Annotated in this window: 27 protein-coding genes and 1 tRNA gene; 16 read left to right on the top strand and 12 right to left on the bottom strand. The window is 29.3% G+C overall.

What is annotated here, in order from left to right; genetic code table 11:
- Positions 1-57: 57 nt before the first annotated feature.
- Genes ACZ5SO_RS14055 through ACZ5SO_RS14045 form a run of 3 tightly spaced genes read left to right on the top strand, consistent with a single transcriptional unit; the run spans position 58 to position 2,058 of the window.
- Entirely contained in the window at positions 58-822 is a 765-nt protein-coding gene (locus ACZ5SO_RS14055) for an energy-coupling factor ABC transporter ATP-binding protein (protein ID WP_464625451.1), read from the top strand.
- The gene (locus tag ACZ5SO_RS14050) at positions 807-1,520 is read left to right on the top strand and encodes an energy-coupling factor transporter transmembrane component T family protein (RefSeq protein WP_464625450.1); all 714 of its coding nucleotides are present in this window, start codon (positions 807-809) and stop codon (positions 1,518-1,520) included. The genes ACZ5SO_RS14055 and ACZ5SO_RS14050 overlap by 16 nt, the downstream gene beginning before the upstream one ends.
- Complete coding sequence (locus ACZ5SO_RS14045; protein WP_464625449.1) at positions 1,510-2,058, top strand: 5-formyltetrahydrofolate cyclo-ligase; 549 nt, start codon at positions 1,510-1,512, stop codon at positions 2,056-2,058. Before ACZ5SO_RS14050 ends, ACZ5SO_RS14045 begins: the two co-directional genes overlap by 11 nt.
- Here ACZ5SO_RS14045 and ACZ5SO_RS14040 read toward each other — a convergent pair.
- From ACZ5SO_RS14040 to ACZ5SO_RS14025, 4 genes are all read right to left on the bottom strand, one after another.
- The gene (locus ACZ5SO_RS14040) at positions 2,051-2,662 is read right to left on the bottom strand and encodes a hypothetical protein (protein WP_464625448.1); all 612 of its coding nucleotides are present in this window, start codon (positions 2,660-2,662) and stop codon (positions 2,051-2,053) included. The genes ACZ5SO_RS14045 and ACZ5SO_RS14040 overlap by 8 nt on opposite strands.
- 130 nt (positions 2,663-2,792) lie before the next feature.
- Entirely contained in the window at positions 2,793-3,281 is a 489-nt protein-coding gene (locus tag ACZ5SO_RS14035) for a PTS sugar transporter subunit IIA (RefSeq protein ID WP_464625446.1), read from the bottom strand.
- 93 nt (positions 3,282-3,374) lie between these two features.
- Positions 3,375-4,862, bottom strand: coding sequence for an NADPH-dependent glutamate synthase (gltA, locus tag ACZ5SO_RS14030; RefSeq protein WP_464625445.1), 1,488 nt, complete (start codon positions 4,860-4,862; stop codon positions 3,375-3,377).
- A complete protein-coding gene (locus ACZ5SO_RS14025; protein WP_464625443.1) occupies positions 4,863-5,711 on the bottom strand; it encodes a sulfide/dihydroorotate dehydrogenase-like FAD/NAD-binding protein in 849 nt (282 codons plus the stop codon). It lies immediately after the preceding gene.
- A gap of 185 nt (positions 5,712-5,896) precedes the next feature.
- Between ACZ5SO_RS14025 and ACZ5SO_RS14020 the strand changes: the two genes are divergently transcribed.
- Positions 5,897-6,244 (top strand): cupin domain-containing protein, encoded by a 348-nt coding sequence (locus ACZ5SO_RS14020; protein ID WP_464625442.1) that lies wholly within the window; start codon positions 5,897-5,899, stop codon positions 6,242-6,244.
- A gap of 88 nt (positions 6,245-6,332) precedes the next feature.
- Here the strand turns inward: ACZ5SO_RS14020 and ACZ5SO_RS14015 are convergent, their stop codons facing one another.
- Positions 6,333-6,737: an Hsp20/alpha crystallin family protein gene (locus ACZ5SO_RS14015; RefSeq protein WP_464625440.1), complete on the bottom strand. Its 405-nt coding sequence runs from the start codon at positions 6,735-6,737 to the stop codon at positions 6,333-6,335.
- Positions 6,738-7,793: 1,056 nt separating this feature from the next.
- Between ACZ5SO_RS14015 and ACZ5SO_RS14010 the strand changes: the two genes are divergently transcribed.
- Genes ACZ5SO_RS14010 through ACZ5SO_RS13990 form a run of 5 tightly spaced genes read left to right on the top strand, consistent with a single transcriptional unit; the run spans position 7,794 to position 12,652 of the window.
- Positions 7,794-8,648: a MetQ/NlpA family ABC transporter substrate-binding protein gene (locus ACZ5SO_RS14010; protein ID WP_464625439.1), complete on the top strand. Its 855-nt coding sequence runs from the start codon at positions 7,794-7,796 to the stop codon at positions 8,646-8,648.
- A gap of 2 nt (positions 8,649-8,650) precedes the next feature.
- Positions 8,651-9,706, top strand: a complete 1,056-nt coding sequence (locus ACZ5SO_RS14005; RefSeq protein ID WP_464625438.1) for a methionine ABC transporter ATP-binding protein — start codon at positions 8,651-8,653, stop codon at positions 9,704-9,706.
- The gene (locus ACZ5SO_RS14000; RefSeq protein ID WP_464625437.1) at positions 9,699-10,361 is read left to right on the top strand and encodes a methionine ABC transporter permease; all 663 of its coding nucleotides are present in this window, start codon (positions 9,699-9,701) and stop codon (positions 10,359-10,361) included. Before ACZ5SO_RS14005 ends, ACZ5SO_RS14000 begins: the two co-directional genes overlap by 8 nt.
- A 12-nt stretch (positions 10,362-10,373) precedes the next feature.
- Positions 10,374-11,477, top strand: a complete 1,104-nt coding sequence (locus ACZ5SO_RS13995; protein ID WP_464625436.1) for an oxidoreductase — start codon at positions 10,374-10,376, stop codon at positions 11,475-11,477.
- Positions 11,477-12,652: a pyridoxal phosphate-dependent aminotransferase gene (locus ACZ5SO_RS13990; RefSeq protein ID WP_464625435.1), complete on the top strand. Its 1,176-nt coding sequence runs from the start codon at positions 11,477-11,479 to the stop codon at positions 12,650-12,652. Before ACZ5SO_RS13995 ends, ACZ5SO_RS13990 begins: the two co-directional genes overlap by 1 nt.
- Positions 12,653-12,665: 13 nt before the next feature.
- Here ACZ5SO_RS13990 and ACZ5SO_RS13985 read toward each other — a convergent pair whose 3' ends face one another.
- Both ACZ5SO_RS13985 and ACZ5SO_RS13980 read right to left on the bottom strand, forming a co-directional pair.
- Positions 12,666-12,977 (bottom strand): nitrous oxide-stimulated promoter family protein, encoded by a 312-nt coding sequence (locus ACZ5SO_RS13985; RefSeq protein ID WP_464625434.1) that lies wholly within the window; start codon positions 12,975-12,977, stop codon positions 12,666-12,668.
- Positions 12,978-13,167: 190 nt separating this feature from the next.
- Positions 13,168-13,566 (bottom strand): Hsp20/alpha crystallin family protein, encoded by a 399-nt coding sequence (locus ACZ5SO_RS13980; RefSeq protein ID WP_464625433.1) that lies wholly within the window; start codon positions 13,564-13,566, stop codon positions 13,168-13,170.
- Positions 13,567-14,104: 538 nt separating this feature from the next.
- Between ACZ5SO_RS13980 and ACZ5SO_RS13975 the strand changes: the two genes are divergently transcribed.
- Together ACZ5SO_RS13975 and ACZ5SO_RS13970 are read left to right on the top strand one after the other, a co-directional pair.
- Positions 14,105-14,177: transfer RNA gene (locus ACZ5SO_RS13975), tRNA-Met, on the top strand.
- Positions 14,178-14,392: 215 nt separating this feature from the next.
- Positions 14,393-15,910 (top strand): DUF1846 domain-containing protein, encoded by a 1,518-nt coding sequence (locus tag ACZ5SO_RS13970; protein ID WP_464625432.1) that lies wholly within the window; start codon positions 14,393-14,395, stop codon positions 15,908-15,910.
- A gap of 99 nt (positions 15,911-16,009) precedes the next feature.
- Here the strand turns inward: ACZ5SO_RS13970 and ACZ5SO_RS13965 are convergent, their stop codons facing one another.
- On the bottom strand, positions 16,010-19,498 hold the full coding sequence (locus tag ACZ5SO_RS13965) for a PAS domain-containing hybrid sensor histidine kinase/response regulator (protein ID WP_464625431.1): 3,489 nt from the start codon (positions 19,496-19,498) through the stop codon (positions 16,010-16,012).
- Positions 19,499-19,838: 340 nt separating this feature from the next.
- On the opposite strand from ACZ5SO_RS13965, the gene ACZ5SO_RS13960 reads away from it, so the two are divergent.
- Positions 19,839-20,561, top strand: coding sequence for a DNA alkylation repair protein (locus ACZ5SO_RS13960; RefSeq protein WP_464625430.1), 723 nt, complete (start codon positions 19,839-19,841; stop codon positions 20,559-20,561).
- A gap of 5 nt (positions 20,562-20,566) precedes the next feature.
- Here the strand turns inward: ACZ5SO_RS13960 and ACZ5SO_RS13955 are convergent, their stop codons facing one another.
- A complete protein-coding gene (locus tag ACZ5SO_RS13955) occupies positions 20,567-21,247 on the bottom strand; it encodes a YjjG family noncanonical pyrimidine nucleotidase (protein WP_464625429.1) in 681 nt (226 codons plus the stop codon).
- 176 nt (positions 21,248-21,423) lie between these two features.
- Here ACZ5SO_RS13955 and trxA point away from each other — a divergent pair, with 176 nt between their 5' ends.
- Positions 21,424-21,738, top strand: a complete 315-nt coding sequence (gene trxA, locus ACZ5SO_RS13950; RefSeq protein WP_464625428.1) for a thioredoxin — start codon at positions 21,424-21,426, stop codon at positions 21,736-21,738.
- 1 nt (position 21,739) lies between these two features.
- Here the strand turns inward: trxA and ACZ5SO_RS13945 are convergent, their stop codons facing one another.
- Entirely contained in the window at positions 21,740-22,387 is a 648-nt protein-coding gene (locus tag ACZ5SO_RS13945; protein ID WP_464625427.1) for a Crp/Fnr family transcriptional regulator, read from the bottom strand.
- A gap of 80 nt (positions 22,388-22,467) precedes the next feature.
- On the opposite strand from ACZ5SO_RS13945, the gene ACZ5SO_RS13940 reads away from it, so the two are divergent.
- A complete protein-coding gene (locus ACZ5SO_RS13940; protein ID WP_464625426.1) occupies positions 22,468-22,881 on the top strand; it encodes an NUDIX hydrolase in 414 nt (137 codons plus the stop codon).
- 77 nt (positions 22,882-22,958) lie between these two features.
- Complete coding sequence (gene trpB, locus ACZ5SO_RS13935; RefSeq protein WP_464625425.1) at positions 22,959-24,254, top strand: tryptophan synthase subunit beta; 1,296 nt, start codon at positions 22,959-22,961, stop codon at positions 24,252-24,254.
- Between the two features lie 65 nt (positions 24,255-24,319).
- Here the strand turns inward: trpB and ACZ5SO_RS13930 are convergent, their stop codons facing one another.
- The gene (locus ACZ5SO_RS13930; RefSeq protein WP_464625424.1) at positions 24,320-25,288 is read right to left on the bottom strand and encodes a YitT family protein; all 969 of its coding nucleotides are present in this window, start codon (positions 25,286-25,288) and stop codon (positions 24,320-24,322) included.
- A 14-nt stretch (positions 25,289-25,302) separates the two neighbouring features.
- Positions 25,303-26,055: a 6-phosphogluconolactonase gene (locus tag ACZ5SO_RS13925; RefSeq protein ID WP_464625423.1), complete on the bottom strand. Its 753-nt coding sequence runs from the start codon at positions 26,053-26,055 to the stop codon at positions 25,303-25,305.
- A gap of 231 nt (positions 26,056-26,286) precedes the next feature.
- Between ACZ5SO_RS13925 and ACZ5SO_RS13920 the strand changes: the two genes are divergently transcribed.
- Positions 26,287-26,769 carry a flavin reductase family protein gene (locus tag ACZ5SO_RS13920; RefSeq protein ID WP_464625422.1) on the top strand — a complete coding sequence of 161 codons (483 nt, stop codon included), beginning with the start codon at positions 26,287-26,289 and terminating at the stop codon, positions 26,767-26,769.
- The last annotated feature ends 40 nt before the right edge of the window (positions 26,770-26,809 follow it).

Here is a 26,809-nt window from a genome sequence, read left to right as displayed (position 1 = left end):
TTAACAATACCGTTAATTTGTATTTACACAATAGTTTGATGTATGTAATATCAAACTATGAAACAAACTATACTAACAGTTGAAAATCTTAATTTTTCTTTTAACAAAAAAAAACAAATATTAAATGATATAAATTTTACAATAGATAAAGGCTCCATTTGCATCATAGCAGGTGCAAATGGTTCAGGTAAATCAGTTTTATTAAAATGCATAAAAGGCCTTCTAAAACCACAAAGTGGAACAATTAAAATAAATGATAGGGATGTATCAAATAAACCAAAAGAGAGAATTAAAAAAATAGGATTAGTCTTTCAAGATGCAGATAGTCAAATTGTAGGTCAGACAGTTGAAAAAGATATTTTATTTGGTTTAGAAAATTTACAACTAAAAGAAGAGGAAAGGTTTTCTAGATTAAATAATGTTGTGAAACTATTAGATTTAGAGAATAAATTAAAAACAAAACCTAGAGAAATGAGTGGGGGTGAGAAAAGAAGGTTAGCTATTGCTGGTATACTTGCTATGAATCCCAATATTATCTTTTTAGATGAACCTTTTGCTAACCTAGATTTTCCTGGAGTTATTCAAGTAATCAAAACTTTGCTACTTCTACAAAAAGAAGGTCATACAATTATAATTGTTAGTCATGAAATAGAGAAAATTGCTGCCCACTCTCAAAATATTATCTTATTAGAAAAAGGTAAAGTTTTAAAACAAGGAAAAAGTGAAGAAGTTTTACCTTTTTTAAAAAATCATGGTGTCTATGTTCCAACTATAAACAATAAACTTGCTAAATTAGAGGAATTAACATGGCTAGAGCACTAATATTTCACTATAGAGAAGAAGACTCCTTTTTGCATAGAGTTAACCCTTTCATGAAATTACTAGCTCTATTATTTTTATGTACAACCTTAGTTAAAACTACTTTACTAGGCACTCTTATTATCTTATTTGTTACAATTACAATAATGATTATAGTGAGATTGCCAATTAATAAATATGGTAGTGAATTAATTTTCTTTATTGTTATTTCAGCTTTCATAGCTATAACATCAATAATGGCTAATTTAGAAATAAGTGAAATTATAAATAAGGTCCTAAAATTTGATACGGCTATATTATTAAGCTTTTTACTTGCGGATTCTAGTGATCTTAGCGATATTGCACGCTCTATAGCAAAGGTTTTAAATCATTTTCCTTTTATCAATGGCTGGAAAATAGCAAGCCAAATTGAACTTACACTGATGTGTATACCTTTAATCTTCGAGGTATCAGAATCTATTAGCGAAGCTAGAAAAGCTAGATTAGAGTCAAAATTAAAACACCCTATTAAATTTATAATTAACTTCTCCATTAGCTTACTCGACAACTTGCTATCAAAAATGGATGAAATAGCTTTTGCACTAGATAGCAGGGGATATGATGAATCTATAGAAAGGCAAACTATAAAATATAAGTTTTCTGATTTTGTTTTCTTATTTTTTGTTGTACTATTAATTGGGGTAACTTTTTATGTTAAATAAAAATGAAATGCGCATTAAAATCAAACAACTGAATAAAGAAAATGAATATAGAAATTTTGAAAAAGAAGATAATTTGATTTTAGATAAAATAAAAAAAAATCCTTATTTTAAAAAAGCTACTACTGTTTTATTATATTATCCCTTAAAAACTGAAGTTAATGTTATACCTTTAATTGATTATTGCTTAGAGCATAATAAAAAAGTTGCTCTACCAAAAACATATAAAGATTATATTGAGTTTTATTTAATTGATAAGAATTGGAAAAATAGTCTTAAAAAAGGGGTTTTTCATACTATTGAACCTATTGATGGTACAGCAATAAACTTATTTAAACCTTCTAGTGTTGCAATTATCCCATCTATGGCACTCTCTAAAGATAAATCACGATTAGGCCATGGTAAGGGTTATTACGATAAGTTTTTAAGCAAACATAAAAATTTAGTAAAAATTGGAATATGTAGATATTATCTCTTGTTCAATGAACTTCCCACTGACTCTTTAGATGTAAAATTAGATGTAGTTATTTCTTCTAAATAGCAGTAATTGCAAAACTTATTAATGAACCATATTGGCCAGCTGGAATAGTTTCATCATCTTCCCAAGTAAACCAAATTTGAAAATTAGGATCTTCAATACTTGTTCCTGGGGCAACTGTATATATAAAAGAAGCTGGCGTAGATACAGAATCTACAAAAATATATTTACTATATCGCGAACTAGAAATTGAATTAGCAATAATTAAACTTGATGTATTCAATGAAGAGGTGTTCATAACTATATCAACATCTAAAGGAGAGCCTATCAAAGCACCTGTAGAACTTTTCTCGTGAAATCCATTTGTGGATATTTCTAGATTGAAAATTATATTACCTGTGTGAGAATATGAAGGATAACTTATATATGCATAAACAGGAACTGATAGAGATGAGGTATTAGTCGAAAAATTAAAATTACCATCTAAGGCTACAGTTACCCCATTTTCTTCAATAACGGTTGAGTTTACACTTAATATGATTGAAGGAGCTACATCTTCTCCAAGATGTCCTTTTATCAGTATATTGGGATAATTATATGAATTATTAGCAAAAATACTATATAACCCTAGTGCAAATATGGTTAATATAATTAAAACTTTTTTCACTATCTACCTCCGTTTTTTAATTTATGTCATTAGTTCTTCTTTATACTATCAAATATATATAGGAATGACAAGGTAATTACTCTCACTAAGGTAATAAAATGAATTATTTACTGCTAGATATGTCAACTGTTTAAACATTTAAACAAGAAAAGTCTTGTTTAATTAAATCTCTTAAAAATGTTTTACTGTTTTTTGCTTCAAAATTAGGGCTAAATAAATTTAACACTTCATCTCTTATTTCAGGATTTCTAACTCCTCTCAAGATTACTGCTAAAGCTTTTAGATAATTAATTTGATGAAATGGTGTCGACGCAATGACAAACAAGATATGTACAGGTTTGCCGTCTTTTGATTTATAATTTATGCCTTCTTTGCTGATACCCAAACCGATTCGAAGATGATCTATACAAGGTAATTTCCCATGGGCTATTGCAACGCCATGACCAATTCCTGTTGTTTCTATTATTTCTCTACGATGAACAGCCCTTCTAAAGCGTTCTTTATTCTCTTTTAACCCATTAAAAATAGAACAACTATCGATAACTTCATCAATTGCAGCAAACTTATCTGTTTGTGTTACTTGGCAAACAGAATATCCATATAAAGAATCCATATTCATAATCTATACTATAGCTATCTTAGTAATATATTGCAAGTAAAAATATTAAAGGGGCCAATTAATATGGCCCCTTAGAAAAATATAATTATATTTTTATTTATTTTTAAGATATTCATTTATTGCTTTTGCAGCTCTTCTACCTTGGCCCATTGCTAAAATAACAGTAGCAGCACCTAATACAATATCACCACCTGCAAATACTCCTTCAATAGAAGTTTCACAAGTTTCTTCATTTACAATAATATTGCCACGTTTATTTACATCTAAACCTTTAGTAGTTTGTTTTAATAGTGGGTTAGAAGCATTACCAATAGCTACAACAACTGTATCAAAATCTAGAACTTGTTCAGTTCCCTCGATTTCTACTGGTCTTCTTCTTCCAGAAGCATCTGGTTCACCTAACTCACAAGTAACAACTTTTACACCTTTTACAAAGCCATGTTCGTCACCAACTATTTCATGAGGTTGATGAAGAAGTAAGAAATTAATTCCTTCTTCTTTAGCATGATGAACTTCTTCCTTACGAGCTGGAAGTTCAGCTTCACTTCTTCTATAAATAATAGTTACTTCTTTAGCACCTAATCTTTTAGCAGTTCTTGCAGCATCCATTGCAACATTACCACCACCGAAGATAGCAACTTTTTCACTATTAAATAATGGAGTTAAGCTGTGTCTTTGATCATAAGCTTTCATTAAATTACTTCTAGTTAAATATTCGTTTGCACTAAATACACCTATCAAGTTTTCACCAGGAATATTCATAAACTTAGGAAGTCCAGCACCAGCTCCGATGAAAATAGCATCAAAACCGTCTTTTTCTCTTAGATCTTTCAAAGTTCTAGTCTTACCAACTAGGAAGTTTTTATTAATTTCAATTCCCATGTCAGCAAGGCCATCAAATTCTCTTTCTACTAATTTTTTAGGCAATCTAAATTCAGGAATACCATAAACTAAAACACCACCAGCTTTATGTAAAGCCTCAAACATTACAACGGTATGGCCTTCTCTTCTAACATCAGCTGCTGCAGCTATAGAAGCAGGTCCTGAACCAACAATTGCAACTTTTTTATTTGTAGCAGGTTTTACATGTGGAACAACATCTTTATCATGTTCTCTAGTATAGTCGGCAACATATCTTTCAATTCTACCGATTGCTACACTCTTGTCTATATCCTTATTCATTTTTCCCACAGTACAATACTTTTGGCATTGGTTTTCTTGTGGGCAAACACGACCACAGATAGAAGGAAGTAAAGAACTTTCTTTTATCTTTGAATTAGCTCCAACAAAATCGCCTTCGGCTGCTTTTGCAATAAAAGCTGGAATATCAATCCCAACAGGACAACCTTGAATACAAGGTTTATTCTTACATTGTAAGCATCTCATTGCTTCAACACGGACTTGATTTTCAGTATAACCTAAAGCAACTTCTTCCATGTTATTAACACGAACAGAAGGGTCTTGAGTTGGCATATCTTGTAAAGGAATAGTTCGTCTTTCCTTTATTGAAATATTATTATCAGAAAATTTAGCAAGAATCTCTTTTGCTTGCATATCTAGTTCTTCAACACTCATATGCATTTAAGCTTCCCCTTCATTAATATGTAATCCAATATGACATCTATGATGATTTTCTTGTTCTTGTGGTTTATAAGTTCCAAGTCTCATTAGCATATTATCCCAATCGACTTTGTGACCATCAAATTCTGGTCCATCAACACAAACAAACTTTGTTTCACCACCAACATTTACTCTACAGCCACCACACATTCCTGTTCCATCAATCATGATAGTATTTAGGGATACAATAGTATGTACATTATATGGTTTTGTAGTCAAAGCACAGAATTTCATCATAATTGGTGGACCAATAGCTACAACTAAATCTGGCTTCCAATTCTCACACAATTCTTTTAGTGGTTCAGTTACTAACGCTTTTCTACCTGCAGAACCATCGTCAGTTGTTAAAATTAACTCGTCAGCAATAGCTTCCATCTCTTCTTTCATTACAAAGAGATCTTTATTTCTTGCTCCCATAATAATTTTAACTTCATTTCCTAGTTGTTTTAATGCTTTAGCAATAGGATGCAAAGGTGCAACACCTATTCCTCCACCTACACAAACAACTTTTCCATATTTTCCAATTTCAGTTGGTGTACCTAAAGGTCCCAAAAGATTCTCGATATAATCACCAACATTTAACATCGCTAAATGATGAGTTGATTCACCTACAGCTTGGAAGATTAAAGTAATAGTTCCCTTCTCCGAATCAGCATCAGCAATAGTAAGAGGGATCCTTTCATTATAGTCTCCACCTAATTGAAGAATAATGAACTGTCCTGGCTTACGAGCCTCAGCAATACGAGGAGAATGAACAATCATCTTAAAAACTTCTGAAGAAAGCTTTTCCTTATAAAGTATCTCATTCATATCTTTACTCCTGTTCGAAGACAATAATACACATAAAAATTCTTTTATTAAATACTTAATTATCGATTTTTCTTTTTTTTTATAAGAAGTAGTATATTATTTCAGAAAAATACCCTTTTTTGTGCTTTATATCCTATCTAGTATATTAACCTCATTTTATGGTAAATTATAGATGGAGGATTTATATGGTAATTAAAAATGATAATCAGAAAACAGATGTGAAAGTAAAAATGAGAGGTGGCAAAGGCGAAGCTATTATGAAGCATATTATTGATAATAAAGAACTATGCCATAGCAGACTTTTTTCAACTATTACCTTAAAGAAAGGTTGTTCTATTGGAACCCATACACACCTTCAAGAAACTGAATATTACTATATATTATCAGGAGAAGGAATTGTTACTGAAAATTCAGTATCAACAACAGTAAAGCCTGGTGATGTTGTCGTAACCGGGGATAAAGAAACTCATTCAATCGAAAATAGAGGAAACGAAGATCTTGTCTTCATTGCATTAATTTTACTTAATGACTAAAAAAATCAAAAATGGCTAGCAATCGGACAAATTGCTAGCCAAAATCACTAAACATCTTTAAATTACTATCGAGAGGCTTGTCACAAAACTATTGAGTTAAAATCTTAATTGTTTTAGGAGCTAACTTCTGGGATTTTGGTAACTTAATATTTAAAACGCCGTCTTTAAAGGTTGCACTAATACCCTCTTCATCTACATCTTTTGGTAAGGAGAAAGCTCTCTTAAAGCATCTCTTAGTTTTTGTTTCCCTTACTATATAACTAGTATCTTCACTATCTTTTTCTACAGCTTTATTAAATTCATCAGTTGTAGATAATGTTAATGCATGATTTTCAATTTTAACATTTACATCCTCATTTTTATAACCTGGTAGCTCAACATCTAAATAATAGCCATCATCTTTTTCATAAACATCTACTGGTGGTACCTTGACAGCTACTGAATTGAATGCATCAAAGAAATCGTCAAATAAAGAATTAAAATTGTTATACATATTGTTTGTCCTCCTGTGAACTTATTATTTTTAATATTATCATCAATTTATTGGCTTCATCGCCTGACAGTAATATATATGCAAAAAGCGTGCCAATTTTTTTTATAACATTTTATAAAAAATATAATATAAATAATTACTTATAATATAAGGAAATAATTAAATACTTAATAAATTTATTACAAGAGTAATCTTTTAATTTAAAAAGGACGATTGGGTCAATTTGCTTAAGAGTTATTTAAAAAGAGTGTAAATAGAGTCAATTTGATACAGTTTAAAAATAAACACTCTAATATTGTACTAAATGGATACGATATGAAAAAAAAGAAAACAAAAAACACTTAAACTAGCTTTTTATTTTATTTTTTAAAAAAATTTTTAAAAAACTTTTACAAACAAATTCAATAAAAAATAAGAGACATTAATCCTTTATAAATATTACTTATAAAGTAATAATAGTTTTGTTTACACAAGAAAAAAAATAAGACTTAAACTAAAAAGTAAACTAATAAATATTATAATCAAAACTATTAATTTTTAATGTAATATTTTTAACTTAATTCTAATCCATAAAAGGAAATATTTTATAATAATATAGATTTTGTCTTCCAGTCAAAAGAGATAGTAAATTAAAATAAATATGATAACTACTATAATTTTTAGGGAAATATAGTTTATACATCAAATATATAAATAAAATGAATTATATCACTTTTAATAATATTATTAGCTTGATTATTTTTTTAAGCATAATATGAAAATAAACTAACAAGAAGACATTTTTTCTTATTGACATATATTTTATTTTGTTGCAATATCACGTTTAACAAATCGCACAAGGAGAAAGAGAAGTAAATGAACAATTCAATTTATACATTTTCACTAAACACTAAAAACACTCTTTCTATGTCCATGTGCTTCTTCATGATGATGCGCTAGTTAGCGCATATACATATTCTTTTACCTCAACCACATTTCTATATACTTATATCAACTTTATGACAAACAACTTGTCACAGAATTTTATAAATCAATTTTAATTAAAAGGAAAAAATCATGAAGAAAAACATTTTCAAAAATATTCTAATTTTAAGTTTAATACTTTTTTCAAGTCTAAATATTTTTGCTCAAGGCAATAATGAAGAAGATAATGCAAACCTATTGAGAGTAGGCGTTAGCCCTGGGCCTTACGGAGATATGGTCGAAAAAGCATTAAAACCATATTTAGAAAAAATTGGCTATGATGTTGAAGTTATAACATTTAGTGATTGGGTACAACCAGATATAGCTCTAGCTAACGGAGAAATTGAAGCTAATCTAATGCAGCACACTGTATATTTAGAAGCTTTCTCAAAGGCAAACAATCTAGATTTAGATAAAATTATTGCAGTACCTACAGCAGGAGCTGGTGTATTTAGCAACAAATACACCTCCTTATCTCAACTACAAGATGGAGACCAAATAGCTTTTGCCTCTGATGCTACCAATTTAGCTCGAAGTTTAAGAATTTTAAGCCAACACAATATTATAACTCTAAAAGATGATATAGATCCAACAAAAGCTTCTCTTCTCGATATTGAATCGAATCCTAAGAATCTTGAATTTGTTACACTTGATGGGGCTCAGATATCAAGAAGTCTAGATAGTGTTGATGTAGCTATTGTTCCTGGGAACTACGCTATTGCAGCAAAACTTGATTACAATAAAGCTTTAGCCATCGAAAAACTTGATGAAGGCTATAAGAATGTAATCACAGTTAGAAGCGAAGATGTTAATTCAAAACTTGGCCAAGATTTAAAAGCTGCAGTTGAATCTGAAGAATTTTATCAAGCTATTACTTCAAAAAATGATATCTTTAATTCATTTGACAGACCGCAATGGTGGATTGATAAATATGGGAGTGATAACTAACTATGAATAGTTTAAATAACCCCACTTCAAATGATCAAGCTTTTATTGAACTTAAAAATATTTCTGTAACCTTTAAAAGCAAACAAGGGAATGTGGTAAATGCTGTATCTAACTTTTCATTAAAAATCAGAAAAGGTGAAATCCTTGGAATTATAGGATCAAGTGGAGCTGGGAAAAGCACTATCGCAAGAAATATAAATCTCCTTGAGAAACCAACTCAAGGAGAAGTATATTTCAAAGGGAATAATATTACCAATTACAAAGGTAAGGAGCTAAGGCAAATTAGACAAAAAATGGGAATGATTTATCAACATTTTAATCTAATAAGCCGAGCTACTGTAAGAGATAATATTGCCTTCAATCTATTAGCCTCAAATTACGATAAGAATAAAATTGACGAGAGAGTTGATCAATTACTTAATTTAGTTGGATTAAAAGATAAAAAAAATAGTTATCCTTCTCAACTTTCTGGTGGTCAAAAACAAAGAGTTGCAATAGCTCGCTCTCTTTCAACTAACCCTGAAGTTTTAATTTGTGATGAAGCAACAAGTGCTCTAGACCCTGAAACTGCCCAAGAAATTGTAAAATTACTTAAAGAAATTAATAAAAACTTAAAACTTACTATTGTTTTCATTACTCACCAAATGGAAGTTGCGAAAGATTTATTTGATAGGATTGCTGTAATGGATGGGGGAAAATTAATTGAAGTTAATGATAGTTATTCAATTTTTGCAAACCAAGAAAAAAAAGAGACTAAACTTCTAATCGATAAAGTTACTTCTTTAAAAATTCCACAATCAGTCTTAAAAAATAATTCTAAACCTTTTTATCAAATAACTTATGTGGGAAAGAGAGCTTACCTTCCAATTATTTCTAATACTATCAAAAAATACGATGTTGATATCTCAATAATTCATGGAAAAATTGAATATATTAATGAAAAACCATTTGGAATATTAATTATAACAATTGAAGGCAATAAAAAGGAAGAAGCAATCAATTATCTAAAAGATAACACATCTAATTTCACCCTTATTAAAGGAGCCCAAAATGACTGAAACACTTAATATAATTCAGCAATATCTAGGAAAAGCAACCTATGAAACATTTCAAATGGTTTCAATTTCATTAATAGTTGCAACAGTTTTAGGAGGAATTATTGGTTTATTACTCTATATAACTAGCAATCCTCTTTTACTTGAAAATAAAATTATAAATATTATCTCCTCTACAATCGTAAATATACTAAGATCTATTCCCTTCATTATTTTATTAGTAGTAGTAATCCCTTTAACAAAACTTATAGTAGGGACAACAATAGGTCCACTTGCAGCTACAGTACCTTTGTCTCTTTCAGCAACAGCTTTCAATGCCAGACTGATTGAAGGGGCTTTTGCAGAAATAAAAAAAGAAACAATTGAATCCTCAATAGCAACAGGAGCCTCTCTACCTTTAATTATAAGAAAAGTACTATTCGTTGAAGCCCTTCCTTCGATAATTAGGGCTATCACAGTTACATTTATAAGCTTAATAGGCTACTCAGCCATGGCTGGAATTGTAGGTGGCGGTGGTATCGGAGACTTAGCTATTCAATTTGGATATTACCGATACGAAACTGGCATAATGATTATTACAGTTGTAATGCTAGTAGTAATCGTTCAATTAATTCAATATCTAGGAGATAAAATATCTAGAGCAATTGATCATCAATAGGAGAAAACAAAAATGGATAATTTAGCAATAAAGGTACAAGTTGGACCAAGTAATTACTTCAACCATGTTAATGCAATCGATAATATAAATACCTTTTTTACAATAGACGAAATTAATAATTCACTTTGGGTGTATGGAGAGAGAGCTGGAAAAGCTGCAAATCAATATTTACCGGTTGATCTTTATGATAAAAATATAAATAGCTTTTGTGTAAAAGGGCATTGTACTTATGAAATTGTCGATTATTTAATTAGTAAAAATAATAATGCCCCTGCCATCATTGGCGTTGGAGGTGGAACAATCCTTGATATAGCTAAGGCTACTGCGGCAAGACTTAAAAAACCTTTCATTGCAATTCCAACAATAGCTGCAACATGTGCAGCTTGGACACCCCTTTCTGTTTGGTACTCACAAGAAGGTAAAGCTTTAGGTTATGAAATATTCCTCCAATCAAACTTTTTAGTTTTAATTGAGCCAAGAATTATAATTAAAGCTCCGATTAGATATCTTAAAGCAGGAATTGCAGACACTCTTGCAAAACAATATGAATCAGAAATATTAGTCCAAGGCTTAGATAAAATTCCTTATACAGCCCATCTTGCAATCAACATTGCAAAGGATATTAATCACACTATATTAAAAAATGGTATAGAAACTTTAGAAAACATAGAAAATCAAAAATATCAACAATCGGTTATTGAAATTATTGATGCAATTATAGCAGGTGGTGGATTAATCGGAGGACTTGGAGAGAGATTTACAAGAGTTGCAGCAGCCCATGCGATACACAATGGTATCTCTTCAATTGAAAGATCAAAAGATATTCTTCATGGGTTAAAAGTTGCCTATGGTATTTTAGTCCAAACAGCCCTCTTAAATGATGATGAATTACTTAAATATCAAATCGATCAATTTAAAAAACTAGGATTACCAACAAAATTATCAGATTTGAATCTAGATTATTCTAATAAAGATGAATTATCTTTAATAATAAAAACAACCTTAAAACCAAGTGAATCTATTCATCTACTCCCTTTTAAAGTTGATGAGGAAAAAGTTAAGAGTGCAATCGATAAAGTAGAAGAACTTAATACAACAAAAAAGGAACAATTATAATGCCAGGATTAAGCAACAAAACAAAATATTTTACAGAATCAGTTATTAGAAGTATGACAAGAACAGCTAATAAATATGGAAGCATAAATTTATCTCAAGGATTTCCTGATTTCGATCCACCTCAAGAAATAACAGAAAAATTATCTCAAATTGCAACTAAAGGCCCTCATCAATACTCAGTCACTTGGGGAGCTCAAAACTTTAGAGAAGCTTTATGTAATAAAATAAACAATTTTACATCTCTAAACCTAGACCCAAACAAAAATATAGTAACAACTTGTGGTTCAACTGAAGCAATGATGGCCTCTTTATTATCTGTAATAAATGAAGGTGATAAAGTTATTATATTCTCTCCTTTTTACGAAAACTATACAGCTGATACAATTCTAAGTGGAGCTAAGCCAATTTATGTTAATTTAAATCCACCTGAATTTTCTTTTAACAAAAAAGAATTAGAAGATGCTTTTAAACAAAATCCAAAAGCAATTGTAATTTGTAATCCTAGTAACCCTAGTGGAAAAGTATTTACTTATGAAGAGTTAGAATATATATCACAACTTGCTATTAAATATGATACATGGGTAATCACAGATGAAGTTTATGAACATATTGTATATCCACCAAATAAACACATAGCTATAGCAAGTCTCCCAAATATGAAAGAGAGAACAATAACTTGTAGTTCTCTATCTAAAACATATTCAATTACAGGTTGGAGACTTGGCTATATTTACGGGCCAGAAATTGCAATAAATGCTATCAAAAAAGTCCATGACTTTTTAACAGTTGGAGCGGCAGCTCCTTTACAAGAAGCGGCAATTGTAGGCTTAACAATGCCTAACTCATATTACGAAAACTTGGAGAAATTATATTTAAAAAAAAGAGATATTTTTATTAATTATTTAGATGAAGCAGGCTTAAAATATACTACCCCGCAAGGAGCATATTTTATCCTAGTTGATATTAGTGAATTTGATAAAGATGATGATACAAGATTTTGTAAATGGCTAGCAAAGGAAGTTAAAGTAGCTGCAGTTCCAGGTTCTAGCTTCTTTAAAGAGAATATTACACACTTAATTAGATTTCATTTTGCTAAAAAAGAAGAGACACTTCATGAAGCAGGTAAAAACCTATTAAATCTAAAAAAGATTTGGAGCGAAAAAGGATATAAATAAGGTGAATCCATTCTTATTTTAAGTTAAGAACAAAATGTTTTATCACTAATATAGGGTGTTTTAAAAGCATTCTAGTTCTAGCACTTCTCATAACCTTTCTTATTTCATCAGCTCTTGTCTTAGAATAACAGTGAATTGAGCATTTACTACAAAATGTTTTAGTTTCCATTTTAGGACAGTTATCAATTTTAGAAAAAGAATAATTTAATAAAGAAGTACAAGAAGGACATAAGGATATTCCCTTATGTTCTTTTTTGCAGTAAATTTTAATCATTTCTTTAACTATTAATTTTTCCCTATTTATTTTATCTTCAATATTTTCCACTATAAATACCCTCTATTTATTTCTAAATTATATCAGTAAACAAAACAAAGTATTATCTTTAATTATATTGATTTCATGTTTTTATAATTCTTAAAAAACAAGACTATTATTTAAATAAAAAAAGTTGTTGCTAAGCCAAATAGACTTTTGCAACAACCTTAGGGGGAGTTATATATATATTTAATATTAATTAGCCATTTATAGCTACATTAATTTGTTTTGGAACTACTTCTTCTTTCTTTGGCATATCTATTGTTAAAATACCATTTTGGAAAGAAGCTTTAATTTTATCTTCATCAATATCAGAGCCGATTGATAAAGTTCTATCAAATTCTTTACAGACTCTCTCTTTAATAATATAACGTCTACCATCTTCTTCACTATTTTCTAATTTACTAGAAATTCTTAATATGTGTTTATCTAACTTTAAGTTTAAGTCTTCTAATTTAAAGCCAGGAAGTTCAACTTCAACTTTATAACTATCTTCTGTCTCTAATATATTTAAAGGTGGATATTTACTTTGTAAGTTTGACCAATTTGTCCATGCTCCATTTAATACTGAATTATTATTATTTAAATATAATCTCATTCTAGATCCTCCGTGTATCAATTTATGTTCTTCATTTATTAATATGCAATTAACATGCCAAAAAACAAAGTAAAAATATTAATTGCTGTTAGGATAAGAAATTAATAATTCTATTACACTTGTGTTTTATTAAAATAGCTAAATTCAAAGAAAAAAAGATGATATTTAAACCTTTAATGTAATAGAATTTGACTCATTTTGACACACTCACATATATTCAATTAATTTTATGGTTATTTTGACCCAACTAAACTTATTTAAAGAAAATTCTGGTATAAAAAGTATGTTAATTCATAAATTAATTCTATATTTAAATAAAAAAGATATTACAAAAAAAAATTCAACAAATTTATATTATATATTTAAAATGATAAAAAAGCCGAATAAATCAAATTTATCATATATAATATGGTCATTATCTCAATTTATCCTTTACAAATTTATTTTAAATTAAATTTAATAATTATAAAAATAAAAATTTTTAAAAAACGTATTGACATTTATTTTAAAACAAGGTAGTTTCTCAATAGTTAATCGGCGCGAGGTGGAGAAGCCGGTATCTCGACGGGCTCATAACCCGTAGGTCGTAGGTTCGAGTCCTACCCTCGCTATAGAAATGATGAAAATATAGGACTAGTAAGTATACAAAGGTAGCTACTAGATCAGCAGTTCCTATGCATCGAAATTTTGGCAACTCGTTTAGCACCATCTGGGTAGCAAGTGGGTTGCCTTCATTTTGTCAAAATTAGGTGACAATTTCCCCAAAAAATAAATAAACAACCCAAAACATTTACAAACTTACTTATTTTACTTACAATATAAACCCATGATGATAAAAAAAGGATTTGATAATCAAAGGTATCTAGAAAAGCAAACACAAGCTATTCTAGAGAGAATGGAAAAGTTTCATGGGAAACTCTATTTAGAATGTGGAGGAAAATTACTTTATGACTATCACGCGTCGAGAGTCCTCCCTGGATTTGATCCAAATGTAAAAATAGAGGTCTTCAAAAAATTAAAAGACAAAATTGATGTAATTGTTTGCATCTATGCAGGAGACATCGAAAGGAAAAAAATCCGCGGGGATTTTGGGATTACCTATGATGTTGATACATTGAAAATGATAGATGATTTTACTCAATACGGACTTAGGGTAAAAGCTGTTGTTATTACACGCTATCAAGGTCAACCTTCAGCAACACAATTTAAACAACTATTAGAGAGACGAGGGATATCTGTATACACACATGCAAAAACAAAAGGATATCCTACTGACATTGATTTAATTGTAAGTGAAGAAGGATATGGGGCAAACTCATATATAGATACTGATAGAGAAATTGTAATTGTTACAGGTCCTGGTCCTGGTAGTGGCAAATTAGCAACTTGTTTATCTCAATTATATCATGATTATAAAAATGGGGTTGAGTCAGGTTACGCCAAATTTGAAACATTCCCAGTTTGGGATCTACCATTAACACATTTAACTAATGTAGCTTATGAGGCAGCTACTGCTGATTTAGGAGATATTAATAGAATAGATCATTTTCATTTAGAATCTTATGGAGAAACTGCAATTAACTATAACAGAGATTTAGATGCATTTCCTCTATTAAAAAGAATAATTGAGAAGATTACAAATAAAAAGTCTTTCTACAAATCTCCGACAGACATGGGAGTAAATAGAATATCTCAAGGAATTATAGATGATAATATCTGCCAAGAAGCATCTAAGCAAGAAATAATTAGAAGATATTATAGAACCTCTTGTGAATATGCCATGGGATTTGGGACTCAAGAAGCTGTGGATAAAGAAATATTATTAATGGAAGATAATAATATTAAAATATCAGAGAGAAAAGTTGTAATAGCTTCAAATGAAAAAAGATTAGAAGGGATAGAAAAAAAGAAAGGCAATAATGGAATAGTCTCTGCTGCTGCACTTGAACTATCTCCATCTCAAATTGTAACTGGATTAAATTCCCCCCTTCTTCACTCAACATCGGCACTAATTCTTAATGCTATAAAAACTCTTGCTAAAATCCCTGACGAAATTGATTTAATTCCTAAATCAATTGTTGAGTCGATAAAAAAAATGAAACAAGAATTATTAAATGATAATAGAGTTAGTTTAGATGTGGATGAAGTCTTAATAGCTTTAGCAGTTTCCGCGGCAAGCAACCCAGCAGCTGAAGTTGGTATGAAGTATCTAAGCAAGCTTAGAGGAACTGATGCTCACTTAACCCATATCCCAACAGGAGGAGATGAAGCTGGGCTAAGAAAACTAGGAATTAATGTAACTAGTGAACCTAAATACGCTTCAAAACAATTATTCAACAATTAAAATCAAATATCTAAATTAATATAATTAGCCCTTTTTAATGAGAAATTATACTTTTTAAAAAGGGTTATTATATTAATAATGAGATTTTAGAATAATTAATTAAAGCTTAATATATTTCTTAATCTTCGAAATAATATTATCTAATTCAACAGGCTTTGCGATATGTTCATTCATTCCACAATTTAAACATTTTCTAACATCTTCTGCAAAAGCATTAGCTGTCATAGCAATTATTGGAATTGTTTTTGCATCCGATCTATCTAAAGCTCTTATTTTTTTAGATGCTTCATAACCATCCATATTTGGCATTTGAATATCCATAAAAATAATATCATAATAATTAGAACTTGATCTTTTAAAAATATTAAAACCTTCTACCCCATCTCTAGCACAAACAACTTGAGCACCAACACTTACAAGCATCTTTTTAGCAACTAAAGCATTTATAGGGTGATCCTCAACTAATAAAATATTTTTATTCAACAATAAATCTCTTGAGTAATGTTTAGTTTCTATCTCACTATTATTTTTGAAATTTCCATTCATTCTAATAATTGGAACAACAATGGTGAATGTGGTCCCCACGTTTTTCTCACTCTCAACAGATATAGAGCCACCTATAGACTCAACTAACCCTTTTGAGATAGAAAGTCCTAGCCCAGTTCCTTCAACCCCACCCTTAGCTGCATTTCCTGTTCTATAGAAGGCTTCAAATATCTTTGGCAAATTTTCTTTATCAATCCCAACACCAGAATCCTTTATTTTAATAGTAAGAAGATTATTATCAAAAACATCTAATTTCGTATCACTTATGCTAATTACAACTTTACCATTAGTGGGAGTAAATTTTATTGCATTATTACTTATATTTTCAATAATTCTCGATAGTGCTAAGTAATCTCCCAAACAATTTGGATTATCTATCTTATTAATAAAATCTATTTTAATATTTTTATATTTTGCAATAGGTGTTATTCTCTCTACTACTTTTGTCACCAAATTAGTGATATTTAATGGTTCATTTTTAATAGTATGTTTCCCACTTTCAATAGCACTCATTTCTAATATTTCGTTTATCAAAGACAATAAATGGAAAGAAGAATCTTTTATTATTCTAAAACTTTGAGATACTTGAATTTCATCTTTAAGATTATCTAAAGCTATATTTGTCATCCCAATAATTGCATTAATTGGAGTTCTAATATCATGACTCATTGCAGATAGAAAAGTAGTTTTAGCCTTATTTGCTTGATTTGCTAAATCTAATGCACGAGAGAGAGCCTCTGTTCTTTTTTGATCAGCTTTAGTCAAAGCTGTGATATCTGAACAAGCTAATATAATAGATTCATCTATATCTTGAACTTTATATAAATTTATTTTTTTTCTAAATTTATTATTCCCTTCTTTATAATCTACATAATCTTCAAAGTAATCAGATTTTTTTAATTTTTCTTTGATAGTTTCAATATATTCATCAGCACTTGAGATTAATAATTCACCATGACTATAAATAAAATCTAGAAACTCTTTTAAAGTAAAAGTATATCTAAGCTTATTTTTTATAGGAGCATATTTTGGACTTACAATCATATTGCAAGTATTACTCTCAAAGCTAATCCTAACTAAGAAATCAAAATGTTTTTTTACAATGTAATCTAATATTTGCTCAAGGTGAATTTCATCAGTTGCATCTTTCATAACATGAAAGGCCATAATATTTCCATTAGTTGGATTTTTTAAAAGAGATACAGTCTTTCTAACCCAAAGAACTTTATCATTAAAAGAATACTTAACTATATAAGAAGCATTAGTTTCTCCCTTTTTATACATTTGTAATAAACTATTTACATCATGATATTTTACATGCTTATCTTTATTATAGTCACCAACAACAAAAGAATTAGAGAATTTATAAATATCTTCAGCACTCTTTAATTGTGTATAATCATACCCTCTATATGATATTATCTTTTCTAAACTATTTTGGGTTAAATTTATTATATAAGAAGCTAAATTATCTGATGCACTATATTCAAGTTGTTCAGAGATATTTACATATTTCTTCATTGAAGTTAAATCTTCAGATATATCTTGAATTGTTATAAGAATTTTAAGAGATTCATTGCCTTGGGTAATAACATTATTATTGAATTTACACCATCTATATTCACCATTTTTTACTAATCTAAGCCTAGCACAAAAAGTTGGAGAAGGCTCTCCATTAACTGAATCCTTAATAATATTACTAAAAAAATGAATATCAGCTGGATGAATTAAAGATAAATTTGGTAAAGCATTCCTAAAATTAGATATATAATTAGATTCAAATTCAAAATTCTTTTTAAAGATATTATCAACAACTAAAGTATCATTTTCAACTATGTATGTCCAACACATAGCATTTAAACTTTGAATTGATAAATCCAACTTCTTAGAGTTTTCTAGAACGGATTTTTCTATCATTTTTTTTGCTGTAATATCAGTAATAATTTTAATGTGAACCTTTTCTCCTAACCATTCAATTTCTTTTTCTTTAACTTCAAGATACAATCCTAATGGACACTTAATTTCACAAATTCTCTCATCATTTTCACTGCTGGAATTTAAATCTTTTACTTGTGCATTTCTAGTCATGGAAAAAAAATCTTCCATAGGACTTTCATCCATTAAACAGTTTTTTAATATCCTATTTGCAGCGTTATTGATAAATATAATCTTATCTGTACTAACTTGAGATACTATTATTCCAACACTTATATAATTTAAAATATCTTTATGAAGTTTAACCTCAGAGTTATTACCTTGTACTAAAACATTTAGCAAAGGATTTCCTTGATAATCAAAAACTTTCTTAAAAGTTAAAAACACAGCATTAATTTCTTCTTTCTTATTGAGGATTTCTAATGTTGTAGAATATGGTTTATCAGAAACCAAAGCCTTTTGAATTTCTCTTAAAGTTAATCGCCTTCTACTCACTGGAATCAATTTAAGAGGATTGTTATAAAAAATTTTGGAATATTCTTCTCTTGAAAAACCGAAAAAAGATGGCAACTTATATGAAAAAGATAAAGGTTTTATTTTTGAATCAAAAATTCTAAAAATACAATATCCACCATCAATAGTATTAATTAAATTCTCTCTTTCAACTTCAACTTTATCATTTATTTCTAAAAATTGGGCTAACTCTTCATTACTATAACTTGACGGAAGATCAGATTTTTTTAAGGACTTTTTTTCTATATAAATATTTTGAATTAAATATTTATCATCTACTAAGGTACAAGTAATATTTATTGGAATCTGATAATTTTGGTTTAAAAGCAATAGAATTGATACTAACCCTTGTTTTTCAGTGATTTTTTTAATATCTATACTACTGATTTTAAAGCCATAATAATTAGTATTATTTAATAAATAGTTAATTATTTTAGAACCACCCACAATAGAAACATTTGCGTCTTCAATAAATAGTGAGGCCTTTTCAAATAAATATCTTTCACTACAACAAACATCTTTTAAAATGAAACATGTACTAATAAAATTAGTACACAAAGTTTTCATCATATCAATATCATTATTATTACTCACCTTCGTTTTCCTTAAGTAGAACTTCTAGATTCTATGAATTAACATATTGACGTATTATACTATTTAAATTTTTATTATGCAAATAATTAAAACAAGAATTTTTCTCCTACATATTTAAGTTAACAAGTCAAAAACAATTTCAATTATTTTTTTATATCTTACTACTTACCTATTCTAAAATTATTTTATCTATATAAAATCACTGAAAAGTTACATCCATTTAAAACCTTCTCTAAAAATTTTAATTTGCTTTAAGCATTTTATTCTTTATTAAATTGGATAAAGCACTTTATAATATCAAAAACATCATCAAAAAAATAATAAATCTAAGGTGAGAAAAATGAAACAAAACCTATTAAAAGAAATTTTATCTAGATACACGGATGAAAAAAATAAGGCTTTTTCAAACAAACTTAAAATTAATAAAGAATATGAAATATTGGGATTAAAAGTTCCTCAACTCAAGCAAATTGCAAAACAAATTGTAAAAGAAGATGGGATAGATCATATCTATGATTTTTTTAAATATAAGAATAAGCTTTATTATGAGGAGGTGGTTGTAACCTATTTTACTTTCTCATTTTTATGTAACAAAATTGAATACTCTACTATGGTTAAATTGCTAGATAAACTTCTAAAATATAATAATAGTTGGGCAACAAATGATTTACTTGCTCTTGCTATAAAACCTTCAAAAAAAATAAATGAACTATTTTATTCATATTTGGTAGAAAAATCTAAATCACAAAATCCTTGGGATATTAGATTTTCAGTAATTAATTTAATGAAAAATTATCTCGATGATATACATATAGATAAGACTCTATTAATATATTCAAACATAAAAAATGATGAATATTATGTAATAATGGCATTAGGATGGGCTTTTGCTACAGCTTTAGCTAAAAATAGAGATAAAACTTATCCTTATATTTTTAATAATCAAATAAGTCCAAACGTTAATAAAATAGCAATACAAAAAGCAATAGAAAGCAGAAGGATCAGTTTAGAAGATAAGGACAAACTAAAAGAGTTAAGATCTAAATTAAAAGAAACAGTTTAACTTTATTATAATATAGACAAGAGATCCACTAGCTGTTTTATTACATACGTTGGTTTATAATCTTCTGGCAAAGTATCTTCTTTGAGATTTAACCAAACAGAATCTATATTTGACTTCATAGCTCCAAGAATGTCACTTTCTAATCTATCACCAATAACTAAACATTCTTTTTTATTAGCTTCAATTGAACCTAGAACTATATCAAAATATTCAATATCAGGTTTTTGACACCCCATTTCACCACTTATAAATATGTTTGAGAAATATTTTTCTATATCGGTTGCTTTAAGTCTACCATATTGGGACTCTATTAACCCATTTGTTATCATTTGGATATGATACCCTTTACTTTTTAATGTGTCTAAAACATGATGAGTATCTTTAATCAAATGAGTTTGATTTGATAAAATCATTGTAAAATCTTTTTCCATTTCTATAGGATCAATATCTAAATGGAAATATTTAATAAAGTTTTCAAATCTCATAATTCTAAGCTTATCTTGTGAAAGAGAGCCTTCTTCATAGGCTTTCCAACAAGCTTTGTTTATTCTATGATAATCTTCCATAAGAGATTTTGTTACTTCAAAGTCGTATTTACGACCTAATAATTTAAAAGTTTCCTTTTCCCCTTGAGAAAAATCGAACAATGTATTGTCTGCATCAAATAATAAATGTTTATATTTCATAAATTTAATGTATAATAAATATAGGAGTTTGTAAAAGCCTTTATTTTTTACTAATTTAAGAAAACTCAATTTAGGTGACTTTATCACCTACAAGAAATCGGATTATTGCTATATTATAAACGTAAATAAGAAATAAATAATATTCGCAATAAATAAAATAATGTAGGAGAAAAAAAATGATTAAACACACTACTAGTGAAACCTTTGAAGAAGATGTATTAAAGTCTGATGTACCAGTATTAGTAGACTTTTGGGCAGCATGGTGCGGACCTTGTAGAATGCAAGGATCTATCTTAGAAAAATTTGAAAATACAATTACTGATAAACAAGCTAGAATTTGCAAAGTAAACGTTGACGAACAACCAGCTTTAGCACAACAATTTGGAGTTATGAGTATTCCAACTCTAATTGTTTTTGAAAATGGAAAGATTAAAAGCCAAGTAGCTGGTGTAAACCAAGAACCTGGCCTAAGAAGAATGTTAGGCTTATAAACTAAGCAGAGATATCATACAAGGCAGAGTAATTTTTAATTGAGACCTTTCCTCTGCCTTGAATAATCCAACCCTCATTCTGAAAATATTTTAACATTCTAGAGACAACCTCTCTAGCTGTACCTAAATCACGAGCAATTTCATCATGTGTTATTGAAAGATCATCACATTGTGTCATTGCTCTTTGTTCTATTAAATATGATGCAACTCTTTTATCCATGCTACTAAAGGCCACTTGTTCAAGTGTCCACATCACATCTGATAATCTTGCTGCCATTACTGTGCTTGTAAAAGAAGTTACCTCAGGATACTTATCTTCTAAGCTATGGTAAAGACTACTACTAATAGTACATAATGTAGTTTCAACTTCTGCTTTAACATGAACTTCAAAGCTAATATTTCTGATTCCACAACTTCCTGATAGCACACACACTTCACCCTCAAATAATCTATAGAGGGTTATTTCTTTCCCATTTTCATTTACAATATATACTCTAAGTCGTCCGGATAACACACATAGAACTCCAGCACACCTTGGTAGGAGTGCTCCTTTCTCTATTTTTCTCTTTGTCACCCTTTCTAAGGCTAGCTTATCACTAGTTCTTAATTTATTATAAAAAGGTAAAATCTTCGATATTTCAAATTCCATATTTATATAATAATTTGAAGTAGACAAAAAGAAAAGAGAAATGCTCTTTTTTTATTAAAAAACACGTAAGGTATAAAATTATGAAAGATTGCAAAGGTGCTGCTATATTAATTTATAGGCTAAATAATAATGATATTGAGGTATTATTAGGTAAAAGAAAATATTTTCCAAATATCGGCTACTGGGGCATTCCTGGTGGCAAAATGGAAGAAATTGATAAAAATAATTTTGAAAATACTGCTAGACGAGAATGCTTTGAAGAAACTGGTATAAAGATTGATGGTCCATTAATTTTGTTAGATAAAATTCGAGATAATAAATTTATTTGGAACACTTATTTATCACAAGTTGATAAAAATACTACTAATATCTTTAAAGAAGAGGTCTTAGAATCTGCTTGGTTTCCTATAGAGAAGCTACCATCTCCTCTTGTAGACCTGCTCGAAGATCAAATAAAAAGAGCAAAATCAATAATTTTTAAAAAAATAACTTGACATTATGTTTCTACTTACAGTAACATATTTTTAACAACAAAGTTTCTACATATAGAAACACATAAGGAGACCAATTAATGACAAACTTTATTACCAAAGGAATTAATACAGAAAACTTACCTAACGACGATGGCTTTTTCGGTGAATATGGAGGATCTTTCATTCCAGAAAACTTACAAAAAATCATGGATAACGTTACAGCTCAATATAAAAAAGCAATAGCTGATCCTTCTTTTTTAGAAGAATATGAATATTTATTAAAGCATTATGTTGGTCGTCCATCTCCTGTATATTATGCTAAAAGACTAAGCGAAGCTGTTGGTGGTGCTCAAATTTATCTCAAAAGAGAAGATTTAAACCATACTGGTGCTCATAAAATTAACCACTGTGTTGGTGAAGCTTTACTTGCAAAAAGAATGGGATATAAAAAAATCATCGCAGAAACTGGTGCAGGTCAACACGGTGTTGCTCTAGCTACAGCAGCTGCTCTATTAGGTCTAGAATGTGATATTTATATGGGTGAAATTGATGTAAAAAAAGAAGCTCCCAATGTTACAAGAATGAATATATTAGGTGCTAAAGTGGTTACTGTAACAAGAGGTACAAAAACCTTAAAAGATGCAGTTGATGCTTGTTTTGAAGCTTATCTTCAAGATCCAGTTAACCAACTATATTGTATAGGATCTGTTGTTGGTCCTCATCCCTTCCCTATGATGGTTAGAGATTTCCAATCAGTTGTTGGAAGAGAAGCAAGATCTCAAATGCTAGAATTAACTGGACGCTTACCTGACGAAGTTATTGCTTGTGTAGGTGGTGGTTCAAATGCTGCTGGTATTTTTAGTGGATTCTTAGAAGATAAAGATGTTAAAATTCATGGAGTTGAACCTGCTGGTAAAGGAATCGATACTCCTGATCATGCTGCAACTATTACTAAAGGTAGTAAAGGAATGATTCATGGATTTAAATGTTATTTACTCCAAGATGAAAAAGGTGAACCTTTACCTGTATATTCAATCGCTAGTGGCCTAGATTATCCTGGTGTTGGTCCTCAACACTGCTATCTTAAAGATATTAAGAGAGTTGAATACCACTATGCAACTGATAGAGAAGCAATAGAAGCTTTCTATGGTTTATCTAGAATGGAAGGTATAATTCCAGCTCTTGAATCAAGTCATGCTGTTGCATATGCGATTAAGAGAGCAAAAGAACTTGACAAAGATGTAAATTTATTAGTAAATCTTTCTGGTAGAGGCGACAAAGACATAGATTTTGTGATTGATCAATATCCTCTTGTAGATTACGAACCTAGCACTGATTTGAGAGGTGGATATGAAAAATTCATGTCCTCTATCAAAGAGAAAACAACGAATTAAAATAACCTCCTTTTTATTTTTTTAATTATTTCCCTTAAATCAATACTCAGATTTAAGGGATTTTTTTATTTAACTACTTGAATGCCATCCTTAGATTTCGTAGAGTTTGAATCTTTTATTGAAGGTTTCTTTTTCTTTGGCTTAGGTGTACTTTTATTAGATTCAAGAACTTTACTTATGGGTACAAATCCATAACCAAGAACTTGATAGGTTTCATGAACAAACATAAAAGCTTTTTCATCTTCTTCATGTACTATTTGAGTAAGTGGATTAATTAAGTGATTTGGTACAACAGCCATTAAGGTAGATCTCATTTGCTTTGTATATATCCCCTGTCCTTGCAAAATCGTGCCACCACGGTTAAGTTCATGAATAAGTCTATATGATATACTTTCACACTTATCGCTTACTATATAAGCTGTTTTCGCATATTTAGTTCCTAAACTCATGACGACAAAGTTAATCATTTGACCTGAAACATAAAGGGCGCAAATAGCAAAAAGAGCTTTTTCAAGTCCAAATACAATGCCTCCAACAATAACAACTAATGCATCACTTATAAAAATACATGTACCTACATTAAAAGGGAGAACTAAATGTAAAATTTGACCAACAATATCGGTTCCACCAGTATTTGATCCAGCTCTCATAACAAAGCCAATACCACTACCTAATAAAACTCCACCAAATATTGCAGATAATAAAACATCTACTTTGTCAGTATATTCTAAAAGTCCCTGATAATCAGTTAATTGACCAAATAGAGTTACAAACAAAGATAAAAATGTCATTCCAATAAAACTTTTTATTCCATAAATTGGGCCGAAAATCTTCATTCCAATCAAAAATAAAGGTAAAGATATTAGTAACATCCCAATACCAGTATCTAATCCAATGAGGTAATATAATATTGTAGATATACCACCTACACCACCGGCAGCCATTTTAGCTGGTGTTATAAAACAAGCAATTCCAAAACCAGCTATCATTGTTCCAATTATTATTTGGAAATAATCACGGACTTTTTTTTTCATTTATTTCTCTTTATTTAATGGTTTTTAGGTCGATTGTCACTTAAAATCAACATTGAAGATGGTTTATCTAAAAATAGATTACATTCTGATTTTCTTCTTAAAGCTGTACAAGGTTGTAATGGATTAATTTGTCCATATAAACAAGTTGCGACACCTCTAGCTTTTCTTTGGTCGGGACATGAAACTATAATTGTTTTAGAGCTTAATAGTTTTCTAATTGATAAAGTGATAGCTCTAGTTGGAACATCATCTAAACTTTTAAACCATTTTTCTCCAACTAATTGCTTTCTACTTCTTAAGTCTAAATCAACAGCTATATAAGCATCTCTAGTTTCAAAATTAGCTGGTGGATCATTATATCCTAAATGGCCATTCTCACCTATACAAGAAAAAGCAACATCAATATCTAAATCTTGAGCAATATCATTAGCTTCTTGAACCGCATTTTCAGTAGTTCCTAAAGGATGAAAACATTTAACTTTTGTTTCACCTAAAAGATTTAAAAAACTAGTTTGTAAAAAATATGTATTACTTTTTGGTGAATTAGGCTCAATCCCAATAAATTCATCAAATTGAAGCACACGAACTTTATTCCAAGGAATATCATATTGGGCTAAATTTTTTAGAGTTTCAATTTGACTTGCCCCTGACTCTAAAACAATAGTGGCAGTACCTTTACTATCAATTGCTTCAATAATTTTGGAAGCACCTAATTTTGCGGCTTGAACACCTAAATCTCTCTTGTCTTCACTTATTGTAATTCGCATCAATATTCTCCTTGAGACTAATTTACTGTTTTGCTTAATCTGTAGCAAGATAATTAACCATTAATTTTAAATATTTTTATATTATTGAGTATAATACAAAACTAACATAAAGTATTTAGTATAATAATATTCGACTTATGACAAAAAAAATTGAATTTCTTAGCCTTTTAGATATTTAAAATATTGAATAGAATTTTAAAGGTTATTACAATTAATCATTGAGGTGAAACAATGAAAAAAGAAGCAATGAAAAAAAATAGTTTGGCACCAAGACCAAATATATTAGTATCTTGCAAAGGTAAAGATGGAAGAGAAAATGCACTAGCTGTTGCATATGCTGGAAACTGTAGTTTTGACCCACCAATGTTAATGGTTGGTATTGTACCAAGTAGATTTTCTTATAATCTAATTAAAGAAAGTGGTGTCATGGTAGTAAATATTGTAGATAAAAGTTTTGCTAAAGAGTTTAAATATCTCGGAACTGTAAGTGGTAGAGATGAGGATAAACTTAAAAACATCAAAACAGAACCTGCTACTTTAATTGACTGCCCTATGCTAAGCGATTGCCCTGTAAACATTGAAGGAACTATTGTTGATTCTATAATGACTGGATCACATGAAATGTTTATTGTAAAAGTTGAAAAAGTACATGCAAAAGATGAATTAATATTAGAAGATGGAAGTATAGATTTTAGTAAAATCGATTTATTATAAAAATAAGTTTAAAGATAAAATACACTCTTTATTACAAAAA

This window comes from Pleomorphochaeta naphthae, assembly GCF_055396005.1.
The sequence above is the reverse complement of the archived record's forward strand: the minus strand, read 5'-3'. Positions and strand labels throughout refer to the sequence as shown.

Excerpts from the sequence above, each read along its gene's own strand:
- ACZ5SO_RS14005 (WP_464625438.1), top strand. The coding sequence starts at position 8,651 with ATGAATAGTTTAAATAACCCCACTTCAAATGATCAAGCTTTTATTGAA.
- ACZ5SO_RS13920 (WP_464625422.1), top strand. The coding sequence starts at position 26,287 with ATGAAAAAAGAAGCAATGAAAAAAAATAGTTTGGCACCAAGACCAAAT.
- ACZ5SO_RS14050 (WP_464625450.1), top strand. The coding sequence starts at position 807 with ATGGCTAGAGCACTAATATTTCACTATAGAGAAGAAGACTCCTTTTTG.
- trpB (WP_464625425.1), top strand. The coding sequence starts at position 22,959 with ATGACAAACTTTATTACCAAAGGAATTAATACAGAAAACTTACCTAAC.
- ACZ5SO_RS13930 (WP_464625424.1), bottom strand. The coding sequence starts at position 25,288 with ATGAAAAAAAAAGTCCGTGATTATTTCCAAATAATAATTGGAACAATG.
- gltA (WP_464625445.1), bottom strand. The coding sequence starts at position 4,862 with ATGCATATGAGTGTTGAAGAACTAGATATGCAAGCAAAAGAGATTCTT.
- ACZ5SO_RS14025 (WP_464625443.1), bottom strand. The coding sequence starts at position 5,711 with ATGAATGAGATACTTTATAAGGAAAAGCTTTCTTCAGAAGTTTTTAAG.
- ACZ5SO_RS14015 (WP_464625440.1), bottom strand. The coding sequence starts at position 6,737 with ATGTATAACAATTTTAATTCTTTATTTGACGATTTCTTTGATGCATTC.
- ACZ5SO_RS14035 (WP_464625446.1), bottom strand. The coding sequence starts at position 3,281 with ATGAATATGGATTCTTTATATGGATATTCTGTTTGCCAAGTAACACAA.
- trxA (WP_464625428.1), top strand. The coding sequence starts at position 21,424 with ATGATTAAACACACTACTAGTGAAACCTTTGAAGAAGATGTATTAAAG.
- ACZ5SO_RS13970 (WP_464625432.1), top strand. The coding sequence starts at position 14,393 with ATGATGATAAAAAAAGGATTTGATAATCAAAGGTATCTAGAAAAGCAA.
- ACZ5SO_RS14045 (WP_464625449.1), top strand. The coding sequence starts at position 1,510 with ATGTTAAATAAAAATGAAATGCGCATTAAAATCAAACAACTGAATAAA.
- ACZ5SO_RS14010 (WP_464625439.1), top strand. The coding sequence starts at position 7,794 with ATGAAGAAAAACATTTTCAAAAATATTCTAATTTTAAGTTTAATACTT.
- ACZ5SO_RS14020 (WP_464625442.1), top strand. The coding sequence starts at position 5,897 with ATGGTAATTAAAAATGATAATCAGAAAACAGATGTGAAAGTAAAAATG.
- ACZ5SO_RS13940 (WP_464625426.1), top strand. The coding sequence starts at position 22,468 with ATGAAAGATTGCAAAGGTGCTGCTATATTAATTTATAGGCTAAATAAT.
- ACZ5SO_RS13945 (WP_464625427.1), bottom strand. The coding sequence starts at position 22,387 with ATGGAATTTGAAATATCGAAGATTTTACCTTTTTATAATAAATTAAGA.
- ACZ5SO_RS13960 (WP_464625430.1), top strand. The coding sequence starts at position 19,839 with ATGAAACAAAACCTATTAAAAGAAATTTTATCTAGATACACGGATGAA.
- ACZ5SO_RS14055 (WP_464625451.1), top strand. The coding sequence starts at position 58 with ATGAAACAAACTATACTAACAGTTGAAAATCTTAATTTTTCTTTTAAC.
- ACZ5SO_RS13980 (WP_464625433.1), bottom strand. The coding sequence starts at position 13,566 with ATGAGATTATATTTAAATAATAATAATTCAGTATTAAATGGAGCATGG.
- ACZ5SO_RS14000 (WP_464625437.1), top strand. The coding sequence starts at position 9,699 with ATGACTGAAACACTTAATATAATTCAGCAATATCTAGGAAAAGCAACC.
- ACZ5SO_RS13925 (WP_464625423.1), bottom strand. The coding sequence starts at position 26,055 with ATGCGAATTACAATAAGTGAAGACAAGAGAGATTTAGGTGTTCAAGCC.
- ACZ5SO_RS13990 (WP_464625435.1), top strand. The coding sequence starts at position 11,477 with ATGCCAGGATTAAGCAACAAAACAAAATATTTTACAGAATCAGTTATT.
- ACZ5SO_RS13955 (WP_464625429.1), bottom strand. The coding sequence starts at position 21,247 with ATGAAATATAAACATTTATTATTTGATGCAGACAATACATTGTTCGAT.
- ACZ5SO_RS13995 (WP_464625436.1), top strand. The coding sequence starts at position 10,374 with ATGGATAATTTAGCAATAAAGGTACAAGTTGGACCAAGTAATTACTTC.